Annotated in this window: 13 protein-coding genes; 11 read left to right on the plus strand and 2 right to left on the minus strand. The window is 65.9% G+C overall.

Annotated features, from left to right (window positions below):
- The first annotated feature begins 423 nt into the window (after window positions 1-423).
- The 8 genes from QH195_RS28775 to QH195_RS28810 all read left to right on the plus strand — a co-directional run bounded on the left by QH195_RS28775 (window position 424) and on the right by QH195_RS28810 (window position 10,027).
- A complete protein-coding gene (locus tag QH195_RS28775; RefSeq protein ID WP_280437699.1) occupies window positions 424-2,007 on the plus strand; it encodes a class I adenylate-forming enzyme family protein in 1,584 nt (527 codons plus the stop codon).
- Window positions 2,004-2,972 carry a cyclase family protein gene (locus QH195_RS28780; protein ID WP_280437700.1) on the plus strand — a complete coding sequence of 323 codons (969 nt, stop codon included), beginning with the start codon at window positions 2,004-2,006 and terminating at the stop codon, window positions 2,970-2,972. Before QH195_RS28775 ends, QH195_RS28780 begins: the two co-directional genes overlap by 4 nt.
- Window positions 2,973-3,048: 76 nt before the next feature.
- Window positions 3,049-4,176 carry a thiolase family protein gene (locus QH195_RS28785; protein WP_280437701.1) on the plus strand — a complete coding sequence of 376 codons (1,128 nt, stop codon included), beginning with the start codon at window positions 3,049-3,051 and terminating at the stop codon, window positions 4,174-4,176.
- Window positions 4,177-4,183: 7 nt separating this feature from the next.
- Window positions 4,184-4,594 carry a Zn-ribbon domain-containing OB-fold protein gene (locus QH195_RS28790; RefSeq protein WP_280437702.1) on the plus strand — a complete coding sequence of 137 codons (411 nt, stop codon included), beginning with the start codon at window positions 4,184-4,186 and terminating at the stop codon, window positions 4,592-4,594.
- Window positions 4,591-5,985, plus strand: coding sequence for an FAD-binding oxidoreductase (locus tag QH195_RS28795; RefSeq protein ID WP_432278298.1), 1,395 nt, complete (start codon window positions 4,591-4,593; stop codon window positions 5,983-5,985). Before QH195_RS28790 ends, QH195_RS28795 begins: the two co-directional genes overlap by 4 nt.
- A gap of 76 nt (window positions 5,986-6,061) precedes the next feature.
- Complete coding sequence (locus tag QH195_RS28800) at window positions 6,062-7,519, plus strand: aldehyde dehydrogenase (RefSeq protein WP_280437704.1); 1,458 nt, start codon at window positions 6,062-6,064, stop codon at window positions 7,517-7,519.
- 25 nt (window positions 7,520-7,544) lie between these two features.
- Window positions 7,545-8,735 carry an acyl-CoA dehydrogenase family protein gene (locus QH195_RS28805; protein ID WP_280437705.1) on the plus strand — a complete coding sequence of 397 codons (1,191 nt, stop codon included), beginning with the start codon at window positions 7,545-7,547 and terminating at the stop codon, window positions 8,733-8,735.
- Between the two features lie 62 nt (window positions 8,736-8,797).
- Window positions 8,798-10,027: a CoA transferase gene (locus tag QH195_RS28810; RefSeq protein ID WP_280437706.1), complete on the plus strand. Its 1,230-nt coding sequence runs from the start codon at window positions 8,798-8,800 to the stop codon at window positions 10,025-10,027.
- A gap of 38 nt (window positions 10,028-10,065) precedes the next feature.
- Here the strand turns inward: QH195_RS28810 and QH195_RS28815 are convergent, their stop codons facing one another.
- Window positions 10,066-11,220, minus strand: coding sequence for a PucR family transcriptional regulator (locus QH195_RS28815; protein ID WP_280437707.1), 1,155 nt, complete (start codon window positions 11,218-11,220; stop codon window positions 10,066-10,068).
- A 154-nt stretch (window positions 11,221-11,374) separates the two neighbouring features.
- Between QH195_RS28815 and QH195_RS28820 the strand changes: the two genes are divergently transcribed.
- From QH195_RS28820 to QH195_RS28830, 3 genes are all read left to right on the plus strand, one after another.
- Window positions 11,375-14,866, plus strand: a complete 3,492-nt coding sequence (locus tag QH195_RS28820; protein ID WP_280437708.1) for an indolepyruvate ferredoxin oxidoreductase family protein — start codon at window positions 11,375-11,377, stop codon at window positions 14,864-14,866.
- Between the two features lie 153 nt (window positions 14,867-15,019).
- Complete coding sequence (locus QH195_RS28825; RefSeq protein ID WP_280437709.1) at window positions 15,020-17,047, plus strand: hypothetical protein; 2,028 nt, start codon at window positions 15,020-15,022, stop codon at window positions 17,045-17,047.
- The gene (locus QH195_RS28830; RefSeq protein WP_280437710.1) at window positions 17,044-17,826 is read left to right on the plus strand and encodes an ESX secretion-associated protein EspG; all 783 of its coding nucleotides are present in this window, start codon (window positions 17,044-17,046) and stop codon (window positions 17,824-17,826) included. The genes QH195_RS28825 and QH195_RS28830 overlap by 4 nt, the downstream gene beginning before the upstream one ends.
- A gap of 14 nt (window positions 17,827-17,840) precedes the next feature.
- On the opposite strand, the gene QH195_RS28835 is transcribed toward QH195_RS28830, so the two are convergent.
- The gene (locus tag QH195_RS28835) at window positions 17,841-18,335 is read right to left on the minus strand and encodes a hypothetical protein (protein ID WP_280437711.1); all 495 of its coding nucleotides are present in this window, start codon (window positions 18,333-18,335) and stop codon (window positions 17,841-17,843) included.
- Window positions 18,336-18,339 lie beyond the last annotated feature (4 nt).

Raw genomic sequence — 18,339 nt, forward strand, 5'->3', positions numbered from 1 at the left:
CCGCCCGGGCTCTCCGGTCTACGAATACACACACGCTCGACGAGTCGCCACACTTTCGCGCAGTCGAGAACCGGAGCCGAGTTCACCTACACGGCCATCAACCTCCCTCCCGTCGCCACAGCGTGATACCGAGACCGGCACACCGCCCCCGGCGGCGTGCCGGTCATCGGCGCCTGCCCACGGAAGCGGCCACTCGAAATTCACTCGACATACTGTTGCTTGACTCACCATCATGTTGCGCGTAATGTCCCCCACAGATGGTGAAATGGCGAAAACCGCCGACGGACCGGCCTTTCGAAGCCGGGTTCCTGTTGCGCGCTTACGCCGATCTCCGCGCGGTGCCATCGATCCGATGACGAACCGCCTCTCCGACCGGTGGCATGCCCACCGATGTGCACCAATCCGGAAGACAGGACCAGTCAAGTGAACGAGATCCACAGGGGTCGGCCCGAGACCTTCCCCGAGGCAATGGCCGCGCTGTCCGAATCATTCGCCGATGCGGAAGCCGTGGTGGCGCCGGAAGGACGACTGACCTTTGCCGAATTGAATTCCCGCTGTGAAGATTTCGCCGGATCGCTGGCTGCGGCCGGCCTGCGTCCCGGTGACCGGGTGGGAGTACTGCTACCGAACGGCCTGCGCTGGCTCGTCGCTGTGCTCGGCGCCCAGCGCGCGGGACTGACTGCCGTCCCGATCAACACCTGGTATCGCTCCAACGAACTGGCACATCTGATCGCCACCGCGGATCTGCGGTTGATCGTGACCGAGGATCTCGTCTTCGGCAAGGACATCCCCGCCGAACTCGCCGCCGCCGGATATCCCCGAACATACACATCCGCTACCCACGCCGAGCAATACCTGGGGGCATTGCTGTGGCCGGCCGCCGAGCCCTTTCCGCCTGCGGCGCAGCGCGGACCCTGCCCACCGCAGACGTGTGGACCGTCCGATCCGGCGATGATTCTCTACACCAGCGGCAGCACAGCGCTTCCCAAACCAGTACCGCTCGAGCACGCCAAACTGCTGCGCAACGGTCGCGCAATGGGTGATCGCATGCACGTGGTGCCCGGTGATCGACTGTGGTTCGCGATGCCGTTGTTCTTCGGGTACGGCGCGTGCAACGCGCTCCCCGTCGCACTGGCCCACGGGATCACCCTCTGTATCCAGGAGAAGGTCGAAGGCGATGCGGCCCTGGAATTCATCGAGGCCGAGCGCTGCACTGTGTTCTACGGCCTGGCCACCGCCGTACGCGCCCTGCTGGCTGCGCCGAGTTTCGGACGACGGGACATCTCGTCGCTGCGGACGGGACCGGTCGGATTCAATGCCGAGGACAAGCGACTGGCGATCGAGGGCCTCGACATAACCGAAGCGTGCAGTGCCTACGGGCTGACCGAGTCATACGGATTCGTCACTATGTCCGACGCTCACGACGACCTCTCGATCAAGCTCGATACGCAGGGGAAATGCCTTCCCACCCAGGAAATTCGGATCACCGACTCCACAGGAGCTCCGTGCCCGCCCGGATCCGTGGGCGAGATCGAGATCCGCGGTTGTGTCATACCCGGCTATCTGGGTGGCACCGAGATCAACGCCGGTACCCGGACCGCGGACGACTGGTTCCGCACCGGTGATCTCGGTGTGCTGGACGCCGACGGCAGATTGTCCTTCGGCGGGCGCTGGAAGGAAATGCTCAAGATCAAAGGGATCAACGTCGCGCCGCTCGAAGTGGAGGAGATCATATCCGGCCACACCTCGGTGGACCAGGCGTACGTATTCGGGCTGGAGACCCGGGAAGGCGACCAGGAGATGGCCTGCGTTGTGGTGCCGGCCGTCGCTGTCGGCGACCACGAAGCGCTTGCCCGCACGCTGACCGAGTACATCCGCGCTCGTGCCGCCAGCTATAAGGTGCCCGGCCGTTTCGTCGTGATGGAGTCGGCGGCGGTACCGCAGACTGCCACCGGCAAGGTGAGCAAGCTGAAACTGCGCGACATGCTTACCGAGGGCGTGCGATGAGCACCGCCGAAGCAATCCGGCGTACGCCGCGCTTCGCCGAGCTTCCGGTACTGCCGGACCGCGACGAACACCACGGCTGGGATGTGTGGGGTCGCCACGACGAACTCGGCACGCTCAACCTCATCGGACCTGGGCAGCGGCTCGCCGCAGCCCGCACCATCCGGACCGGCGAGATGATCTCGCTGTGCCTGCCGTTGGACGAGCCGAATCCGGGTGTGTTCGGCGATCGCGGTCCCTACGACCACATCGTCGAAGACACAGCAGCCGGACACGACGACCGGCTCGACCGCTTCTATCTGCAGGGCTCCTCCCAATGGGACGGGCTCAGGCATATCCGTGCCGGACGGCACGGCTACTGGGGCGGCCGGCAGGAGACCGATCTCGCCACCACCGACACCCTCGGTGTCGATCACTGGGCAGCCCACGGGTTCGGCGGGCGCGGCGTCCTGGTCGATATCGCCCGCTACCTCGCCGACGTGGGAACCCCGATGGTTCCGGACGAACCGGTCGTGATCACCGCGGCCATGCTCGACGCGGCGGCGGCCGCACAGGGAACAACCTTCGAGTCGGGCGACATACTCGTTGTTCGCACCGGTTGGACCGAGTGGTACCGCACGCGCCCACTCCAGCACCGGCTCCGTATGCGCGGCACGATCGGTGCCGGGTTCGCCTGCCCGGGGCTGGATTCATCGAAACAGATGGCCGGCTATCTCTGGGACAACGAGTTCGCCGCGGTGGCCGCCGACAACGTCGGCGTGGAAGTCTTCCCGATCGACCGCCGGAAGGGATTCCTGCACCGCCGTCTGATCGCACTGCAGGGCATGCCGCTGGGCGAGTTGTGGGATCTCGAAAAGCTCGCCGCCGCGTGTGCTGACCGCGGTCACTATGAATTCCTGCTGGTGTCCGGAGTCCTTCCCTTGCCACGCGGAGTGGGCAGCCCCGCGAACGCCCACGCCATCATCTGATCCGCCTTCACCGAGGAAAGGAACTTCCGCTGTGCCACTCGGTCCGCTCCGACAGGTAGCCATAGTCGGGATCGGGATGACCGAAGTCTCCCGGCGCTCACCCCGCACCGCACTGGATTTCGCCGCCGAGGCGCTGCGGCTGGCACTCGACGATGCCGGCCTGTGCGTACACGAAGTCGACGGGCTGTTCACCAATGTCGGTTATCCGTTGGCCGTCGACTACGACCGGATGGCCGAGGCGTTCGGTCTCGGAATTCGGGCAGCGGTGCAGACGTGGACCCACGGACGCTTTGTCGGGCCGGCTCTGCAGGCGGCGGTGCAATCGGTTGCCCTGGGCATGTCCGATATCGCGGCATGCGTGGCGGGCGTGTCCTTTTCCGGACTCGGTATGGTCGGGGGAGCCGGAGATCTCGAAGGTATGCGCCAAGGTGGCGGGTCGCACGGGGAACTTCCGCACTACGGTATGACGGCACCCGGCGCCGGGGCAGCGATGGCCTTCCAGCGCTATTGCGCCCGATACGGCTACGACCCGGAGCTGATCGCCGCGGTGTCGATCGCCTTCCGCAAGCATGCCCGGCTGAATCCGGCCGCGCAGAAGACCGATGCCCTGGGGACCGACGAGTACCGCCGGCAGCCCTTCGTGGTCGAACCGTTGCGCCGGCCGGACTTCGCCCTCCTCAGCGACGGCGGCGGCTGCCTGCTCGTCACCACCGTCGAACGTGCCCGCGACCTGCGGCAGCCGGCCGTGGTCGTGGCCGGAATGCAGGGACTGCACGCCGGTCGCAACGAATTCATCTTCGCCCCGCCCGGACTCGGGGTCTTCTCGCAGAACGACACCCGGCGCGTCGAGCACAACACCGTCTACACCCAGGCGGGGCTGACGGGACCGGCCGATATCGACGCACTGCAGCTGTACGACGCCTTCTCACCCAATCTGGTGTTCGTCCTCGAGCGCTTCGGATTCGCCGGAGAAGGACAGGCCCTCGACTGGCTGCAGAACGGCCGGATCGAGCTCGGCGGTGAGCTCCCGGCCAATACCGCCGGGGGTCTGCTGTCCGAGGCACATATCTGCGGGTGGGGTCACCTGGTCGAGGCGGCCCGCCAGCTGCGTGGTCAGGCCGGGCCCCGGCAAGTGGCCGGCTGCGAAACCGTCCAGTGGGCCACTCCTTTCGGGGATTCGCTCATTTTCACGAAGGACAGGTGATCAGACAGTGTCGGACGGACGCCCACTCCCCCTCCGCTACCCCGAGGACATCGAGCACCTCGACGGGGCGGCGAATTCCCTGCTGCGCATCCCTCGATGCGGCACCTGCGATCGGCGATTCTGGCCACCCGGGCCCGTATGTCCCCACGACTTCACCAGCGATATCGGCTGGGACAACGATCCGGGAACCGGCCGTGTCAACAGCTGGGTCCGGTTCCACAAACAGTATTTCGCCGGGGACAAGGTGCCCTACATCGTGGTACAGGTCCGGCTCGACAGCGGACCCAACATCACGACGACATGGGCCGGCGACACGGACCCGGTTATCGGCGAGGCGGTTTCGGTGTCATTCCGGACGGTGGGCGAGCACACGACCTTGCCGGAGTTCGGTCCGGTGGTCAGCGAATGTTCGCGATGAGTACCGCTGTGATCGAGGACCTGCGCCGCGCGCTTCCACCCAGCCGGACCATCGACGACCCCGGCATTCTCGACAGCTACGCACACGACCAAGCCGTATGGGCCCCGCACAGCCGGCCGGCGGCCGTCGTGCGGCCGCGAAACGCGGAAGAGATTCAGCAGATCGTTCGCATCTGCCTGGAACACCGCGCACCGGTGGTGGCCCGTGGCGCGGGAACCGGGCTGTCCGGCGGCGCCAACTCGGTCGACGGCGCCGTCGTGCTGTGCACCGAACAGATGACAACGATCAAGGAGATCGACAGGACGGAACAACTCGCCGTCGTCGAGCCCGGTGTGGTGAACGACGATCTCCGGAAGGCATGTGCCGATCACGGCCTGTGGTACCCGCCGGATCCGGCGAGCGCCCCGTGGTCGACCATCGGCGGGAATGTCGCGACGAACGCCGGTGGTCTCTGCTGCGTGAAGTACGGCGTCACCCGCGATTACGTACTCGGCATGCAGGTGGTCACCGGTCGCGGGGAGCTGGTGCGGCTCGGCCGCCGCACCGCCAAGGGGGTCGCAGGTTATGACCTGGCGGGTCTCATGGTCGGTTCCGAAGGAACACTCGGCATCATCACCGAGGTAACGGTACGTCTCCGCCCGGCACGTCCGCCGGAACGTACGATCGCCGGCTACTTCGACTCACTTGCCGCGGCCGGGCGCGCAGTTGCGGCGGTCGGGACGGCAGGTCTCGTACCGTCGGCGCTCGAGCTCATCGATCGCCACACCCTTCTCGCCGTCGACGCATGGAAAAACATGGGGCTGTCCGACGAAGCGGATGCCGTCCTGCTCGCGCGCACCGATACACCGGGGGCCGGCGGCGAAGAGGAAGCCGCGGCGATTCTGGCCTGTTTCACCGAGTCGGGTGCGAGCTGGGCGGCGATCTCGTCCGACCTCCAGGAGGCCGAAGCACTGTTCGCGGCTCGCCGGCTCGCGTACCCGGCCCTCGAGCGGCTCGGGCCTGTCCTCACCGAAGACGTCTGCGTGCCCCGTGCCTGCGTCCCCGAGATGCTGACCAGAATCGAGGCCATCGGGCAGCAGCACCGAATCACCATCGCCAACGTTGCCCACGCCGGTGACGGGAATCTGCACCCGCTTCTGATCGTCCCTGCCGACGACGCTCACGCGCGGCGACGAGCCGAAGCTGCCTTCGAGCGGATACTCGATTCCGCGATCGAGCTGGGCGGCACGGTCACCGGCGAACACGGTGTCGGACTGTTGAAACGCAACGGGCTGACCCGGGAGTTGACCGAGCCGGTTCTGGCCATGCATACAGCGGTGAAACGGGCGCTCGACCCACACGGCATTTTCAACCCCGGAAAAGTGATCGCACCGTGCACGCCGCAGTGCTGACCGGCCGACAAGGTTCCGGCCCGCCACCCCCGCCGAACCGACCATCCAATAATCGATCACTCGAGGAGAGATATCCATGAACAGCACCGAACTCGACCGCACCCGCTTCTACATCGAGGGACAGTGGGTGACACCGCTGGCGGGCGATACTCGGGTATCCCTGGAAGCTGCCACCGGAAAACCATTGGGGACGGCAGCTCTCGGGTCGGCAGCCGATATCGACGTCGCCGTCCGCGCCGCCGAACGAGCATTGCACGGTCCGTGGGGCAGCACGACAGCCGCTGAGCGAGCAACCATCATGCGCCGGTTCGCCGACGCGCTCGCTGCCCGGGCCGACGATACCTCGGCCCTGGTCAGCCGGGAGAACGGTATGCCCATCGCGCTGTCCCACGCCTTCAACGGTGCAGCGCCCGCGGGACTGCTCCAGATGTATGCCGACACCATCGAGTCCACACCCCTGGAACGGGCCCGGCCCAGCCAGGCCGGGTCCACCCTCGTGCGTCGTGAACCGGTCGGTGTCGTCGGGGCGATCACACCGTGGAACTATCCGCAGGTTCTGGCGATGATGAAGATCGCTCCGGCGCTCGCCGCGGGCTGCACGGTCGTGCTGAAACCGGCTCCGGAAACGGCGCTCGACGGCTACGTTCTCGGCGAGGCCGCCACCGAGGCGGGTCTGCCGCCGGGCGTGCTGAACATCGTCGTGGCGGGGCGGGAGGCAGGTGCGGCGCTGGTGTCGCACCCACTGGTGGACAAGATCGCCTTCACCGGGTCCACCGCGGCCGGACGGATCATCGGCGCCGAATGCGGCCGGCTGATCCGCCGCTGCACCCTGGAACTCGGCGGCAAGTCCGCTGCCATCGTGCTCGACGACGCCGATCTCGCCACCTTCGTCGCCGGGCTGGGCGACGCCACATTCCAGAACAACGGGCAGACATGTACTGCGCAGACGCGCGTGCTCGCGCCGCGTTCCCGCTACTCCGAAGTCGTCGACGCTGTCGCCCAGTACGCGCGCGATGTGGTGCTGGGCAACCCCTTGGACCCCGCGGTGACCTGCGGACCGATGGCCAGCGAAGCCCAGTTGGAGCGCGTGCTCGGCTACATCGAGCTGGGCAAGAAGTCCGGCTCCCGGCTCGTGGCCGGCGGCGCCCGGCCGGGCGGCCTGCCGGATGGCTGGTTCGTCGAACCGACCGTCTTCGCCGATGTCGACAACTCGGAGCGCATCGCACGGGAAGAAATCTTCGGGCCGGTTGTCACCGTCACGCCCTACGACGATGACGACGATGCCGTCCGGCTGGCCAACGACAGTGAGTACGGCCTCGGCGGATCGGTGTGGACCTCCGACGAGGACCGCGGTATCGCCGTCGCACGCAGGGTCCGCACCGGCACCATCGGCGTGAACTACTACATGCAGGACCTCGGGGCGCCCTTCGGCGGCATGAAGAGTAGCGGCATCGGACGTGAACTCGGGCCGGAAGCCCTGGACGGTTATCTCGAGTACAAGTCGATCTACGCCGGCGCCGCACAGGCCGGTTGAACCCGGCCCCCGAAGGAGGAACATCGTGCTTGCACAGACTGCGGGACTGTCCGACGTCCAGACCGAGATTCTGGCCACCGTACGAACTTTCGTGAACAAGGAGATCATTCCCCACGCACCGGAGCTCGAACGAGCCGACCGCTACCCCGCCGAGATCGTCGAGACCATGAAGAGAATGGGCCTGTTCGGCCTGACCGTTCCCGAAGAGTACGGAGGGCTGGGTGAGTCGCTGCTCACCTACGCGCTGGTCGTCGAGGAGATCGCCCGCGGCTGGATGAGCGTCTCCGGGGTGATCAACACGCATTTCATCGTCGCGCATATGATCGCTCGGCACGGCACCCCGGCACAGAAGAGCAAGTATCTGCCGCTGATGGCGACCGGCGAGGTCCGGGGTTCGTTCTCGATATCGGAACCCGATCTGGGCTCCGACGTCGCGGCCGTCAGAACTCGTGCCCGGCCCGACGGCAACGACTACATCATCGACGGCGCCAAGATGTGGCTCACCAACGGCGCCTCGTCCAATCTCATCGCACTGCTCGCGCGCACCGGCGGAGACGACCTGAAGCCCAGCCGAGGGCTGACCACCTTCCTCGTCGAGAAGCCGGAGGGGTTCGGCGAGGTCGCGCCCGGCCTGACAATTCCCGCGAAAATCGAGAAAATGGGATACAAGGGCGTAGACACGACCGAAGCCGTTTTCGATGGTTTCCGGATCCCGGCCGGCCAGGTCCTCGGCGACGCACCGAATCGAGGATTCGCCTTCATGATGGACGGCGTCGAGGTCGGCCGCGTCAATGTCGCGGCGCGTGCCTGCGGGGTCGCAATCCGGGCGTTCGAACTGGCCATCGACTACGCGCAGCAACGCAAGACCTTCGGGAAACCGATCGCCGAACACCAGGCCATCGCGTTCAAGCTCGCCGAAATGGCATCCAAAATCGAGGCCGCGCATCTCATGATGGTCAACGCCGCACGCCTGAAGAGCACCGGCGAACGCAACGATATCAGCGCGGGTATGGCAAAACTACTGGCCAGCGAATACTGCGCCGAAGTCACCCAGGAATCGTTCCGAATCCATGGCGGCTACGGATACTCGAAGGAATTCGAGATCGAACGACTGATGCGAGAAGCGCCTTTCCTGTTGATCGGTGAAGGGACCAGCGAGATCCAGAAGACCATCATCAGCCGGGGCCTGCTCCGCGAATACCGGCCGAGAAACTGAACGCAGCGCACCGACACATCCACGGCTCGCGCTACAGCCCACCACCGACAGGATGGAACTTCATGTCCCTCGACTCCGACAAGCTCCCCCTATCCGGACTTCGAGTCGTGGAGGTATCGAGTTTTGTCGCCTCGCCGCTGTGCGGGCTGACACTCGCGCAACTCGGCGCCGAGGTGATTCGTGTCGATCCGCTGGGAGGCGCGGCCGACCACACCCGATTGCCGACCACCGGCAACGGCACCAGTATCTACTGGACCGGCCTGAACCGAGGCAAGCAATCCGTCGCATGCGATATGCGCAGCCCTGAAGGGCAGCGCGTGATCCAGCGGCTGATCACCGCACCGGGCGACGGCGGCGGCATCCTGGTGACCAACGCCGGCGGACGGGAATGGCTCGGACACGACGTCCTCGAACGGATCCGGCCGGATGTCATCACCCTCGAGATCCTCGGCCGGCGCGACGGCACACCCGGCGTCGACTACACCGTCAACGCGGCCGTCGGATTCCCGTTCCTCACCGGCCCGGCCGACAATCCGGAACCGATCAATCACACGCTTCCCGCATGGGATATCGCGTGTGGCTTCTACGCCGCATTCGCGCTCACCGCAGCGGTGCTGCACCGCACGAAAACCGGTGCGGGCACCCACATCACACTTCCTCTCGAAAATATCGCATTGTCGCTTGCCGGAACTCTCGGATACCTCACCGAAATTCAGGTCGACGGCACCGAAAGACCCCGGACCGGTAACCATGTGTACGGCACCTACGGAACCGATTTCGTGGCCGCCGACGGCTCCCGCTTCATGATCGTCGCCCTCACGCCGAGACATTTCCGCGGGCTCGTCGCGGCGACCGGCACCACCGCGACCGTCGAGGCGCTCGAGTCGGCACTGGGCGCGGACTTCACCCAGGACGCCGACAGGTTCCGCTACCGCGATCTGCTCACCGCGCTGTTCGCCGACTGGTTCGCACAACACACCGCCGACCGGATCACCTCCGCATTGCGCGAATGCGGTGTCCTGCACGAGCGCTACCGGACCTTCACCGAAACCTTCGCCTCACCGGATGTCCAGGACAACCCGCTGTTCGCCGAGCTCGACCAGGCAGGTATCGGCAATTACCTGGCGGCCGGCACGGCAGCCCTGTTCGACAATCGGCACCTACACTGCGGAGCCGCACCGGAACTCGGACAGGACACCGCAGACGCCCTCGCCCGGGTCAGCGGGTTGCCGGGGTCGGAGATAGCGGAACTGGTCGAATCGGGGATTCTGGGCAGGTCCGCACGAGGGTGAGGTGCGCACTGGTGGGTTCGCTTCGGAGAGCCGGCGGGTCACCGCGTCGGTGGAACCGTCCGTGAGTCCGCGAGCGCACATGCCGCGACCGACCGGGTGAGGCCGGAGAAGGTACGCGGGTCCCAGCCGGTCAGTTCGCGCCAGCGGCCGAGGCGATAGACCACCGTGTTGGCGTGCAGGTGACTGCTTCGCGCACAGTGGGTGATCGACATATCGGCCTCGGCGAAAGCAACGACTGTCTCGCGGAGGGCCGGGTGGACGTCGGCGATCTCAGCGGCGTGGTACACGTCGTGATCGAGGAGGTCGGCGAGACTCATCACGCAGTCGATCAGCCAATCCACGCCGAACCTGCTGACGGCGTTCCGGGCAGAAGTCGCAGACAGGGCGAGCTGGGCCTGCCGCAACGACCGTGCGGCCCCGGCGACCCCGGGATGACCGGAACCGACACCGACCCTGAAGGCGGCAGTCGCGAGCGACTCCACCACCTGGGCAATGCTGTCGTCGTCGGCTTGGATCACGAGAACCTGGACAGCGCCGATACCGCCGCGAGCGATGATCGGCCCGTCCGCGAAATGCGGGCCGGCTTCGACAGCACTCTCCGATCCCCCGCGCCCCCGCACGTACGCGAGTCCGACGAAGGGCCGGGCGGAGTCGAATCCGAGGTACTCCGCCAGCCGGGTGGCCTCGGCGTCCGGGGGATCGGAGTCGAGCAGGTCGATCAGTCGCTGCGACACCGCCATCTGCACTCGATCCCGGGCACGGGTCTCGGATCCATGTGCCAGGGCAAGGGTGGATGTCACCGATTGCAGCGATTCGAGCATGAGCGAAGCCAGTTCCGGCAGCAGCTTCTGCACTTCCCCGCGTGCCGCGCTCAAATGCCGCCAGAGTTCTCGGTCACCGACGTGGTACGCCCTGATGACCACATCCAGGGCGATCGCCTGGCGAGCGCGGCGCCGGGCCAGCGCCCGCACCTCGCCGAGATCATCCTGGTTCCAGGTTCTCCGTTCCCCGAACGCTATGAGTCTGCGCCGGAGTTGTTCGTGGACAGCTTCCCGGTGCTCGTCGTAGGGGACCAGCGCGAAGTCGGAGAGTTCGGTGCGAATCCGGGCGACGGCGTCATCGGTGATCGTGTCGAGCCGGTCGAGTACCGAGTCGACGACGTCGACCACCGGCCCCCAAGAAGCTTGACCCACGGTTGTCTCCTTTTGTGTAACTATCACAATCCTAGCGGTCACGATCGTCGATATTTCGCGAATTTCGCCGTGGAATGGCGCTGCAATACACGGAAGAATGTCACAAAGATACCCAGACATCCGGGCGGCGCGGCTCGGCAGACAGGAGGCGGTTGTGCCCGAGTTGCACACGCGAGATTTCACCCTGAGCGACCGATACAACATGACGGATGGCGAGCTGTTCCTGACGGGCCTGCAGGCGCTCGTCCGTGTTCCGCTGGAACAGAGCCGCCGGGATACCGCGGCGGGACTGCGTTCGGGAATCCTGATCAGCGGCTACGAAGGCTCACCGCTCGCCGGCTACGACCTGGAACTCAACCGGCAGCGTGAGCTCCTCGACCAGCAGGACATCGTCTTCCGGCCGGGCGTCAACGAAGAGTTGGCAGTCAATGCTGTGCAAGGTTCGCAGCTGGCCGCCGCCTCGCCGAACTGCGAATACGACGGTGTTATCGGCGTCTGGTACGGCAAGGCGCCGGGGCTGGACCGGGCCAGCGATGCGCTGCGCCACGCGAATCTCGGCGGGGCCGCACCCAACGGCGGGGCCCTCGTTCTCGTCGGCGACGATTCGATCGCGAAATCCTCCACGGTACCGAGTAGTTCGGAGACTGCGATGGCGGAGCTCGGCCTGCCGATCTTCGTTCCCGCGGATCCTCAGGAGGTCCTCGACTTCGGATTGCATGCGATCGCGATGTCGCGATTCAGCGGCCTGTGGGTCGGGATGAAACTCGCCACCAATGTCGTCGACGGTGCAGCGACAGTGCAACTCGACCGTGCACGAGTAGCCGCGACCTCGCCCAGCCGTGTCATCGACGAAACCGACTTCACGCATCAGGTTTCCGCGGATTTTCTCCAGCCGAATCTGGCTCGGCTGGAAAAGAGCCTCGTGTACGAGCGGTACGAACTCGCCACCCGGTATGTCCAGGTCAACGAGATCAATCGAGTTATCGGTGACAGCCGCGCGAAGCTCGGCGTGATCACCGCCGGCGCACCCTTCCGGGATACCCTCCAGGCGCTCGAGCGCCTCGGGATTTCCCAGGCCGATCTCGAACGATCCGGTATCCGGATCCTCAAACTGGGCGTGATCAACCCGCTCGACCGGGATGCCGTACGCGACTTCTGCACGGGCCTCGACGAGGTCGTCGTCGTCGAGGAGAAAAGGGCCTTCGTGGAATTGGCCGTCAAGGACGCCCTGTACGGTACCCCCGGCGCACCTCGGGTCGTCGGGAAGCGAGATGAGAATTCCCGTCCGCTCCTGCGCGCAAATTCCGATCTACCGCCCGAATTGCTGGCGGAGACACTGGCACGACGCATCCGGACAGTGGTTCCGGGGAAAGTAGCAGAGCTCGGGTTGACCGATATCGAGCGACGACCAGCGCGGCTGACCCTCCCCTTACTCACCCGCACCCCCTATTTCTGCTCGGGCTGCCCCCACAACCGCTCCACCGTCGTACCGGATGGTTCGCTGGTCGGTGCCGGTATCGGCTGCCACACACTCGCCAAACTGATGCCCGAAGACCGCGTGGGCAACATTGCATCCCTCAGCCAGATGGGAGGCGAGGGCGCGACATGGATCGGGATGCAACCATTCGTCAGCGACGAACATATGTTCCAGAACCTCGGTGACGGCACGTTCCACCATTCCGGGAGCCTCGCCATCCGCGCCGCGGTGGCCGCCGGGGTGAACATCACCTACAAGCTGCTCTACAACGATGCCGTGGCCATGACCGGCGGACAGACGGCCGTCGGAAAGATGTCCGTACCCCAGATCGTCCAGGAACTGCTGGCCGAAGGCGTCACCCGCGTCGTGATCACTACCGACGAAGTCGAGAAGTACCGCAAGATCAAGCTGTCTCGATCGGTGAAAGTGCTCGACCGCGCAGAGCTGATCCCGATCCAGGAGAAGCTGGCCGCGACACCAGGGGTGACCGTGCTCATCCACGATCAGGAATGTGCGACCGAGTTGCGCCGCAAGCGAAAGCGCGGACTTGTCGCAGAGCCGCCGACTCGGGCCTTCATCAACGAACGGTTGTGCGAGGGCTGCGGGGATTGTGGACAGAAGTCGAATTGCATGTCCGTCCAGCCCGTCGAGACCGCGTTCGGGCGAAAAACTCGTATCGATCAAGCGTCCTGCAACAAGGACTACTCCTGCCTCGACGGCGACTGCCCGTCGTTCGTCGCTGTCGAACCGAGCACATCCGCGCGAAAGAAAACCGCCGATCCCGGTCTGCCGGAACCGCCGGGACCGGCGCCGAAGGTGAGCCCCGAGGCCTTCAACGTACGGATCACCGGTGTCGGTGGTACCGGGGTGGTCACCGCGGCACAGATTCTCGCCACCGCCGGCGCGCTCGCGGGCCTGCACGTCCGCGGTCTCGATCAGCTGGGGTTGGCGCAGAAGGGTGGCGCAGTCGTCTCCGATCTGAAATTCTCGGCCGGCCCGATCACCGGCACCAACAAACTCGCCGACGGTGAATGCGATCTGTACCTCGGCTGCGATCTACTGGTCGCGGCCGACGAAAAGAATTCGACGGCCGCGTCGAGCCGGCGAACGATCGCGGTGATCTCGACAGCCCAGGTGCCCACGGGCTCGATGATCCTCGACCCGGGCACCGGCTTTCCCTCGGTGGCATCGATCCGGAAATCGCTCGACGCAGTCAGCCGCGCAGACGATTCGGTCTACGCCGACGCCCGCGAGATCGCACGCCGCGAATTCGGGTCCGATCAGCTGGCCAATATGGTGCTCGTAGGGATTGCGGTGCAGGCCGGTGCCCTGCCGATCCCGCTGCCATCGATCGAGAAAGCGATCGAACTCAATGGAGTCGCGGTTGCCGCGAACCGCAGGGCGATCGTAGTCGGGCGCAGGCATGTGCTCGAACCATACGCCGATACAACCGCGAAACCGCGGGCGAAGAAGTCCGGGAGAACCGGCGACTCGGCCGAGTTGCACCGGGCTCTCACGCAAATCGACGGCATCAGCGAGGCACTGCGGGATCGTGTGGGCTTCCTGGCGGCGGACCTCGTGGATTACCAGAACGTCACGTACGCTCTGTCCTTCCTCAGCTTCGTCGAGAACACCGCTGTTCGAGAAGCTCGGGCATTGGGATCCCCCGGCGCGCTGACCGCGACGGCCGTGGAGTCGATGTTCAAACTGATGGCTTACAAGGATGAATACGAGACCGCACGCCACTACCTGGATCCCGAGTTCGACCGGGCGGTGCGCGAGCAGTTCGGCGACGGCGCGACCTATCGGTACAAGCTACATCCGCCCGTGTTCCGCGCGATGGGACTGAAGAACAAACTCTCCCTCGGGCCGTGGTTCAAGCTCGCACTGCACATTCTGCGCCGCAGCCGCGGCCTCCGGGGTACCCGGCTCGATGTGTTCGGCTACGCCCATGTGCGGAAGGTCGAGCGGGCGCTGATCGAGGAATTCGACCAGCTCACCGCGGAAATAGTCCCCCTCGCCACACCACTGACCGCCGATCGGGTCGAGGCCATTCTGGCCATGCCTCAGGAAATACGGGGATACGAACACATCAAGCTGGACAACGTCGCCGAATACCACCGGAAGGTCGACGAAGCGCGCGACCTCATCGTGCCTGTGTCCGTATGACCACCGACACCCGAGCCCGGCCGGATCATCTCCAGCGAAGGGAAGTCGGGCACCGGGTCTCGTGACTCTGACGTGCCAGGATGAACGGGCGATAGGAGTAGAGGAACGCAGCCGGTCGCCACCGCGACCGCCGCGCCGACGAGTGGAGCCGAGATGCGGACACCCGACGACAACAGCGTCCCGGATCTGACGATCGGTCCGCTCATCCGGGCGACTCACCAGGATCCCTGGAAGAACGTCGGCGCGCAGGCATCGAAGGGCCGCCTGGTTTTCCATCCGGCCGCCGCACAATCCGCCGCCCAGGAATGCGCCGATGTCATGGGCACGGTGGGCGCGCTCCGGCAGGCGATCTCGAATATGGGCCGCCTGCGCGAACTCAGCCACCTCGGGTCGGGCTGGTATCTGGCGAACCAGATCAACGGCACGACCAACACCGTCGTCAGCGTCATGGACAGTTTCCGGACAGTTCTCGGCGAAATGCTCGACACCTTCAAACGGGCCGGCCGGAACTACCTGGATTCCGACGACCTGTCAGCGGCCGAATTCCCCGGCCCGGCCCGGCAGGCCATGCGCGCTGCGCTCGACGATATCCGGCCACCGACCGCACCCGGAAAATTCTTCCGGCAACCACCGAACGAGGGCCGCGAACCGGCCACCTTCAGCAAAGGGTCGAATACCGAGATCACCACCGTGGGGGCCCGTGATCTCACGGTCGCAGGTGGCGCCGGGCAGAAGTCCGGAACACCGATCGAGGCAAGCGAATTGGTCCGGCCCGCGAACGTGAACGACAGTATGCTCTACTTCGACCAATCCAACCAGGGAAAGCCGGAGTCGCTCCGGCAGGAGACGCTGGAAGGTGGTGGCGGCACCGAGAATCCGTATTCTCAGCTGTGGCGCGACCTCTACGATCTGGGTGTCTCCACCCAAAAGGCAGTCAAGCCCGTATACCACCAGGCCGAGATGTGGAAATGGGTGGCCGGTGAACTGGGCAAAGCCGTCGAAGGACTGGCCGATCGACTGACGAGAATGCCGGAGAGCCTGTGGGACGGTGCGGGCGCGGCGGCGGCCAAAGCGGCAGTGCAGGACTATCACTCACGAGCCCGGGATTTCACCGTCCGGATGGAATCGTTCGGCGGGAATCTCGATTACACCTCCCGCTGGCTGAAGAACACTGCCAAGGGAATGCCCGACACCCCGGATCCACCGGAGCGTTATTACGATCCAGGGCAGTCTTATGCGCATTACAATCCCTATGACGGCTCGGGCGGGTTGACAGGTGGGGCAGCTTCGACACGTGCGGCGACCGAGGCGGAGATTGCCCGGCAACTCGCCATCCACCGCCAGAACATGGAGAACAACTATGTGGTAGGCGTGCAGAACAGCTCGGAATACCTCCCGGCATTCGGGGAACTGCCCAGCACCGCGCGCGCTCCGGGTGACACCCCACCACACGCGACAGTCCCGGATGGATCGACCACCGTCCCCAGCAGCCCCGGGACCACCGTCCCGGCCGGCTCGGGGGGCATCGTCCCGACCGGCAGCGCCCCCCCCCCGGTGGGAGGTTGGAGACCGGGCGGTGCGCTGGACGTACCCGCCGGGGGCGCAACCGGTCCAGGTGCACGAGGCGGTTATTCTCCGGTCGAATCCGCTGCCGCCCGGACACCCACCGGTGCCGCGCCCCGTACCCCAGGTCCGGCCGCCGCGTCCACCGACCGCGCCGGACAGTTGTCCGACCTCGCGAAACAGGGACTGCAGAACGCCGGATCAGCCGCGGACGAGGCACTGAAGCAGGCCTCGCAGCCGGGAAGTATCCCGAGGATGCCCGCCACCCCCGGGATGCCGCAGGCGAATGGGTTGCGGTCCGGTGGCCTGCCCTCGGGCGGCGGGATTTCCGGTGGCACCGGAGCCGGCGGTTCCAGTCCGGCGGCGCCTCCGTTGCGGAGCAGCCCCGCGCTGTTCCCCCGCGCCAGCCTGGAAGGCATGTCGGCCGCCGCGCGGGCGGTCGGCGCGTTGGGGTCGAGCACACCGATGAACGGCGCACCGGGCGCTCCCGCCCAGGGTGCCGGAAACCAGGGGCAGCAGGACAAGGAACACGAGCAGGCCAAATACCTCAGGTCCAAAAAGCATCTCGACCAGGCGTTGGGGGAGGGTCTCACCTTCACCAGATCCGTAGTGGAATGACCCACACCTGGAAACTCTCCGACCTCGAATTCCTGGTCGCCTGGGAGCGAAGTCAGGCCGATCTGCTGCCCGACCCGTTCGTATTCACCAGTCGCACCCCGCTGTACGAGGATTTTCAGGCCGAGAAACAGGCGGTGGGGGAACAACTGCGAGCCGGCCTGGACCCCGCCGTAGCGCAGGTGCTGGAGATCATTGCCAGGCCCGATATCCGGATCGTGGCGCACGGCTGGACCGGGGAACCCGGCGATGCCGCGGGCCGGATCCGGCTGCTGGGCGTCCGGCGCGGTAACGCCGGGTACCTCGTCAAACAGTTCCCCGGCGAAACCGTGTGGCACGGTGGTGGATACGTGATCAGTGAGGTCGACCCGCTGGCGCTGTCGGAGCTGATCGCCACCGAACTACCGGATACCGGCGCGGGCACCCGGGAGCCGACGATCCTGCGCTCACCGGCCGCCGACACCACCATGGACTACGCATACCGCCGCTCCGCGGTCATCGGCACCTTCGAGGACTCCGAGGAAGAGCGGGCCGAACAGTTCCTGAACATCCCGGCAACGGCGGAGGGCCGGATCACCGTGATCCAGGGTTTTTCCCGCTTCGGGCCGCGAGGAATCTGCCGGCACGGTCTGTACTGGCGCGATCTGCGCGAGGACGGTCGCTATCTGATCCCGATGAGCGATCCGCCGGTCGCCACACCGGCCGACCGCGCCCGGCTGGCCGGCGCGATCTCCGACGCGACGGCCGAGGTGGTGGCCGCGATCCGTGACGAACGTCAGTGATCGGGCCATGGGGCTCACTGTCTGCCGACGAAGGTCTGGTCCAGTATTTCCCCCGACAATTCGGTCACCAGCGCGGCCAGCGCTTCGCCGTGGGGGCCGGGCCCGAAAGCCGGCCCAGGGGCGAGCCGAGCCGCGAGTTCCTGCAACAGGCCGCCGACGATCATGCCACGCAACTCGGTGAGCACGACATTGCCGGGGTCCTTGTCGGCGCCCGCGACGGTCCGGTCGGCGGCCAGTTGCCGGCGCAACTCGTCGGCTTCGTCGTCCAGAGAGACCGGGAACTTCTGTGTTCCTCGGTAGTTGAATCTGCTCACCAGATGTCGAGCGGGGTCCGCCACGGGGAGATCACTGTCAGCAGCCGGGCCGGTATCCTGTTCGACGGCGTTCCGAAGCTGGTCCAGCGCCCGCGCGACCGGTGGTGGATAGTCGCCGGTATCGCCCACCGCGGCCAGCGCAACTTCGGCCGCATCCCGCACTCGCCGATATCGCAGTTCCGATTCGTCGGTCACACCA

Origin of the sequence: Nocardia carnea, assembly GCF_029868855.1 — a bacterium.
Lineage (GTDB): Bacteria > Actinomycetota > Actinomycetes > Mycobacteriales > Mycobacteriaceae > Nocardia > Nocardia carnea_A.

What these genes read in the sequence shown, in the direction of transcription:
- QH195_RS28780 (WP_280437700.1), top strand. Translation starts at nt 2,004, where the DNA reads ATGAGCACCGCCGAAGCAATCCGGCGTACGCCGCGCTTCGCCGAGCTT.
- QH195_RS28785 (WP_280437701.1), top strand. Translation starts at nt 3,049, where the DNA reads ATGACCGAAGTCTCCCGGCGCTCACCCCGCACCGCACTGGATTTCGCC.
- QH195_RS28795 (WP_432278298.1), top strand. Translation starts at nt 4,591, where the DNA reads ATGAGTACCGCTGTGATCGAGGACCTGCGCCGCGCGCTTCCACCCAGC.
- QH195_RS28800 (WP_280437704.1), top strand. Translation starts at nt 6,062, where the DNA reads ATGAACAGCACCGAACTCGACCGCACCCGCTTCTACATCGAGGGACAG.
- QH195_RS28810 (WP_280437706.1), top strand. Translation starts at nt 8,798, where the DNA reads ATGTCCCTCGACTCCGACAAGCTCCCCCTATCCGGACTTCGAGTCGTG.
- QH195_RS28825 (WP_280437709.1), top strand. Translation starts at nt 15,020, where the DNA reads ATGCGGACACCCGACGACAACAGCGTCCCGGATCTGACGATCGGTCCG.
- QH195_RS28830 (WP_280437710.1), top strand. Translation starts at nt 17,044, where the DNA reads ATGACCCACACCTGGAAACTCTCCGACCTCGAATTCCTGGTCGCCTGG.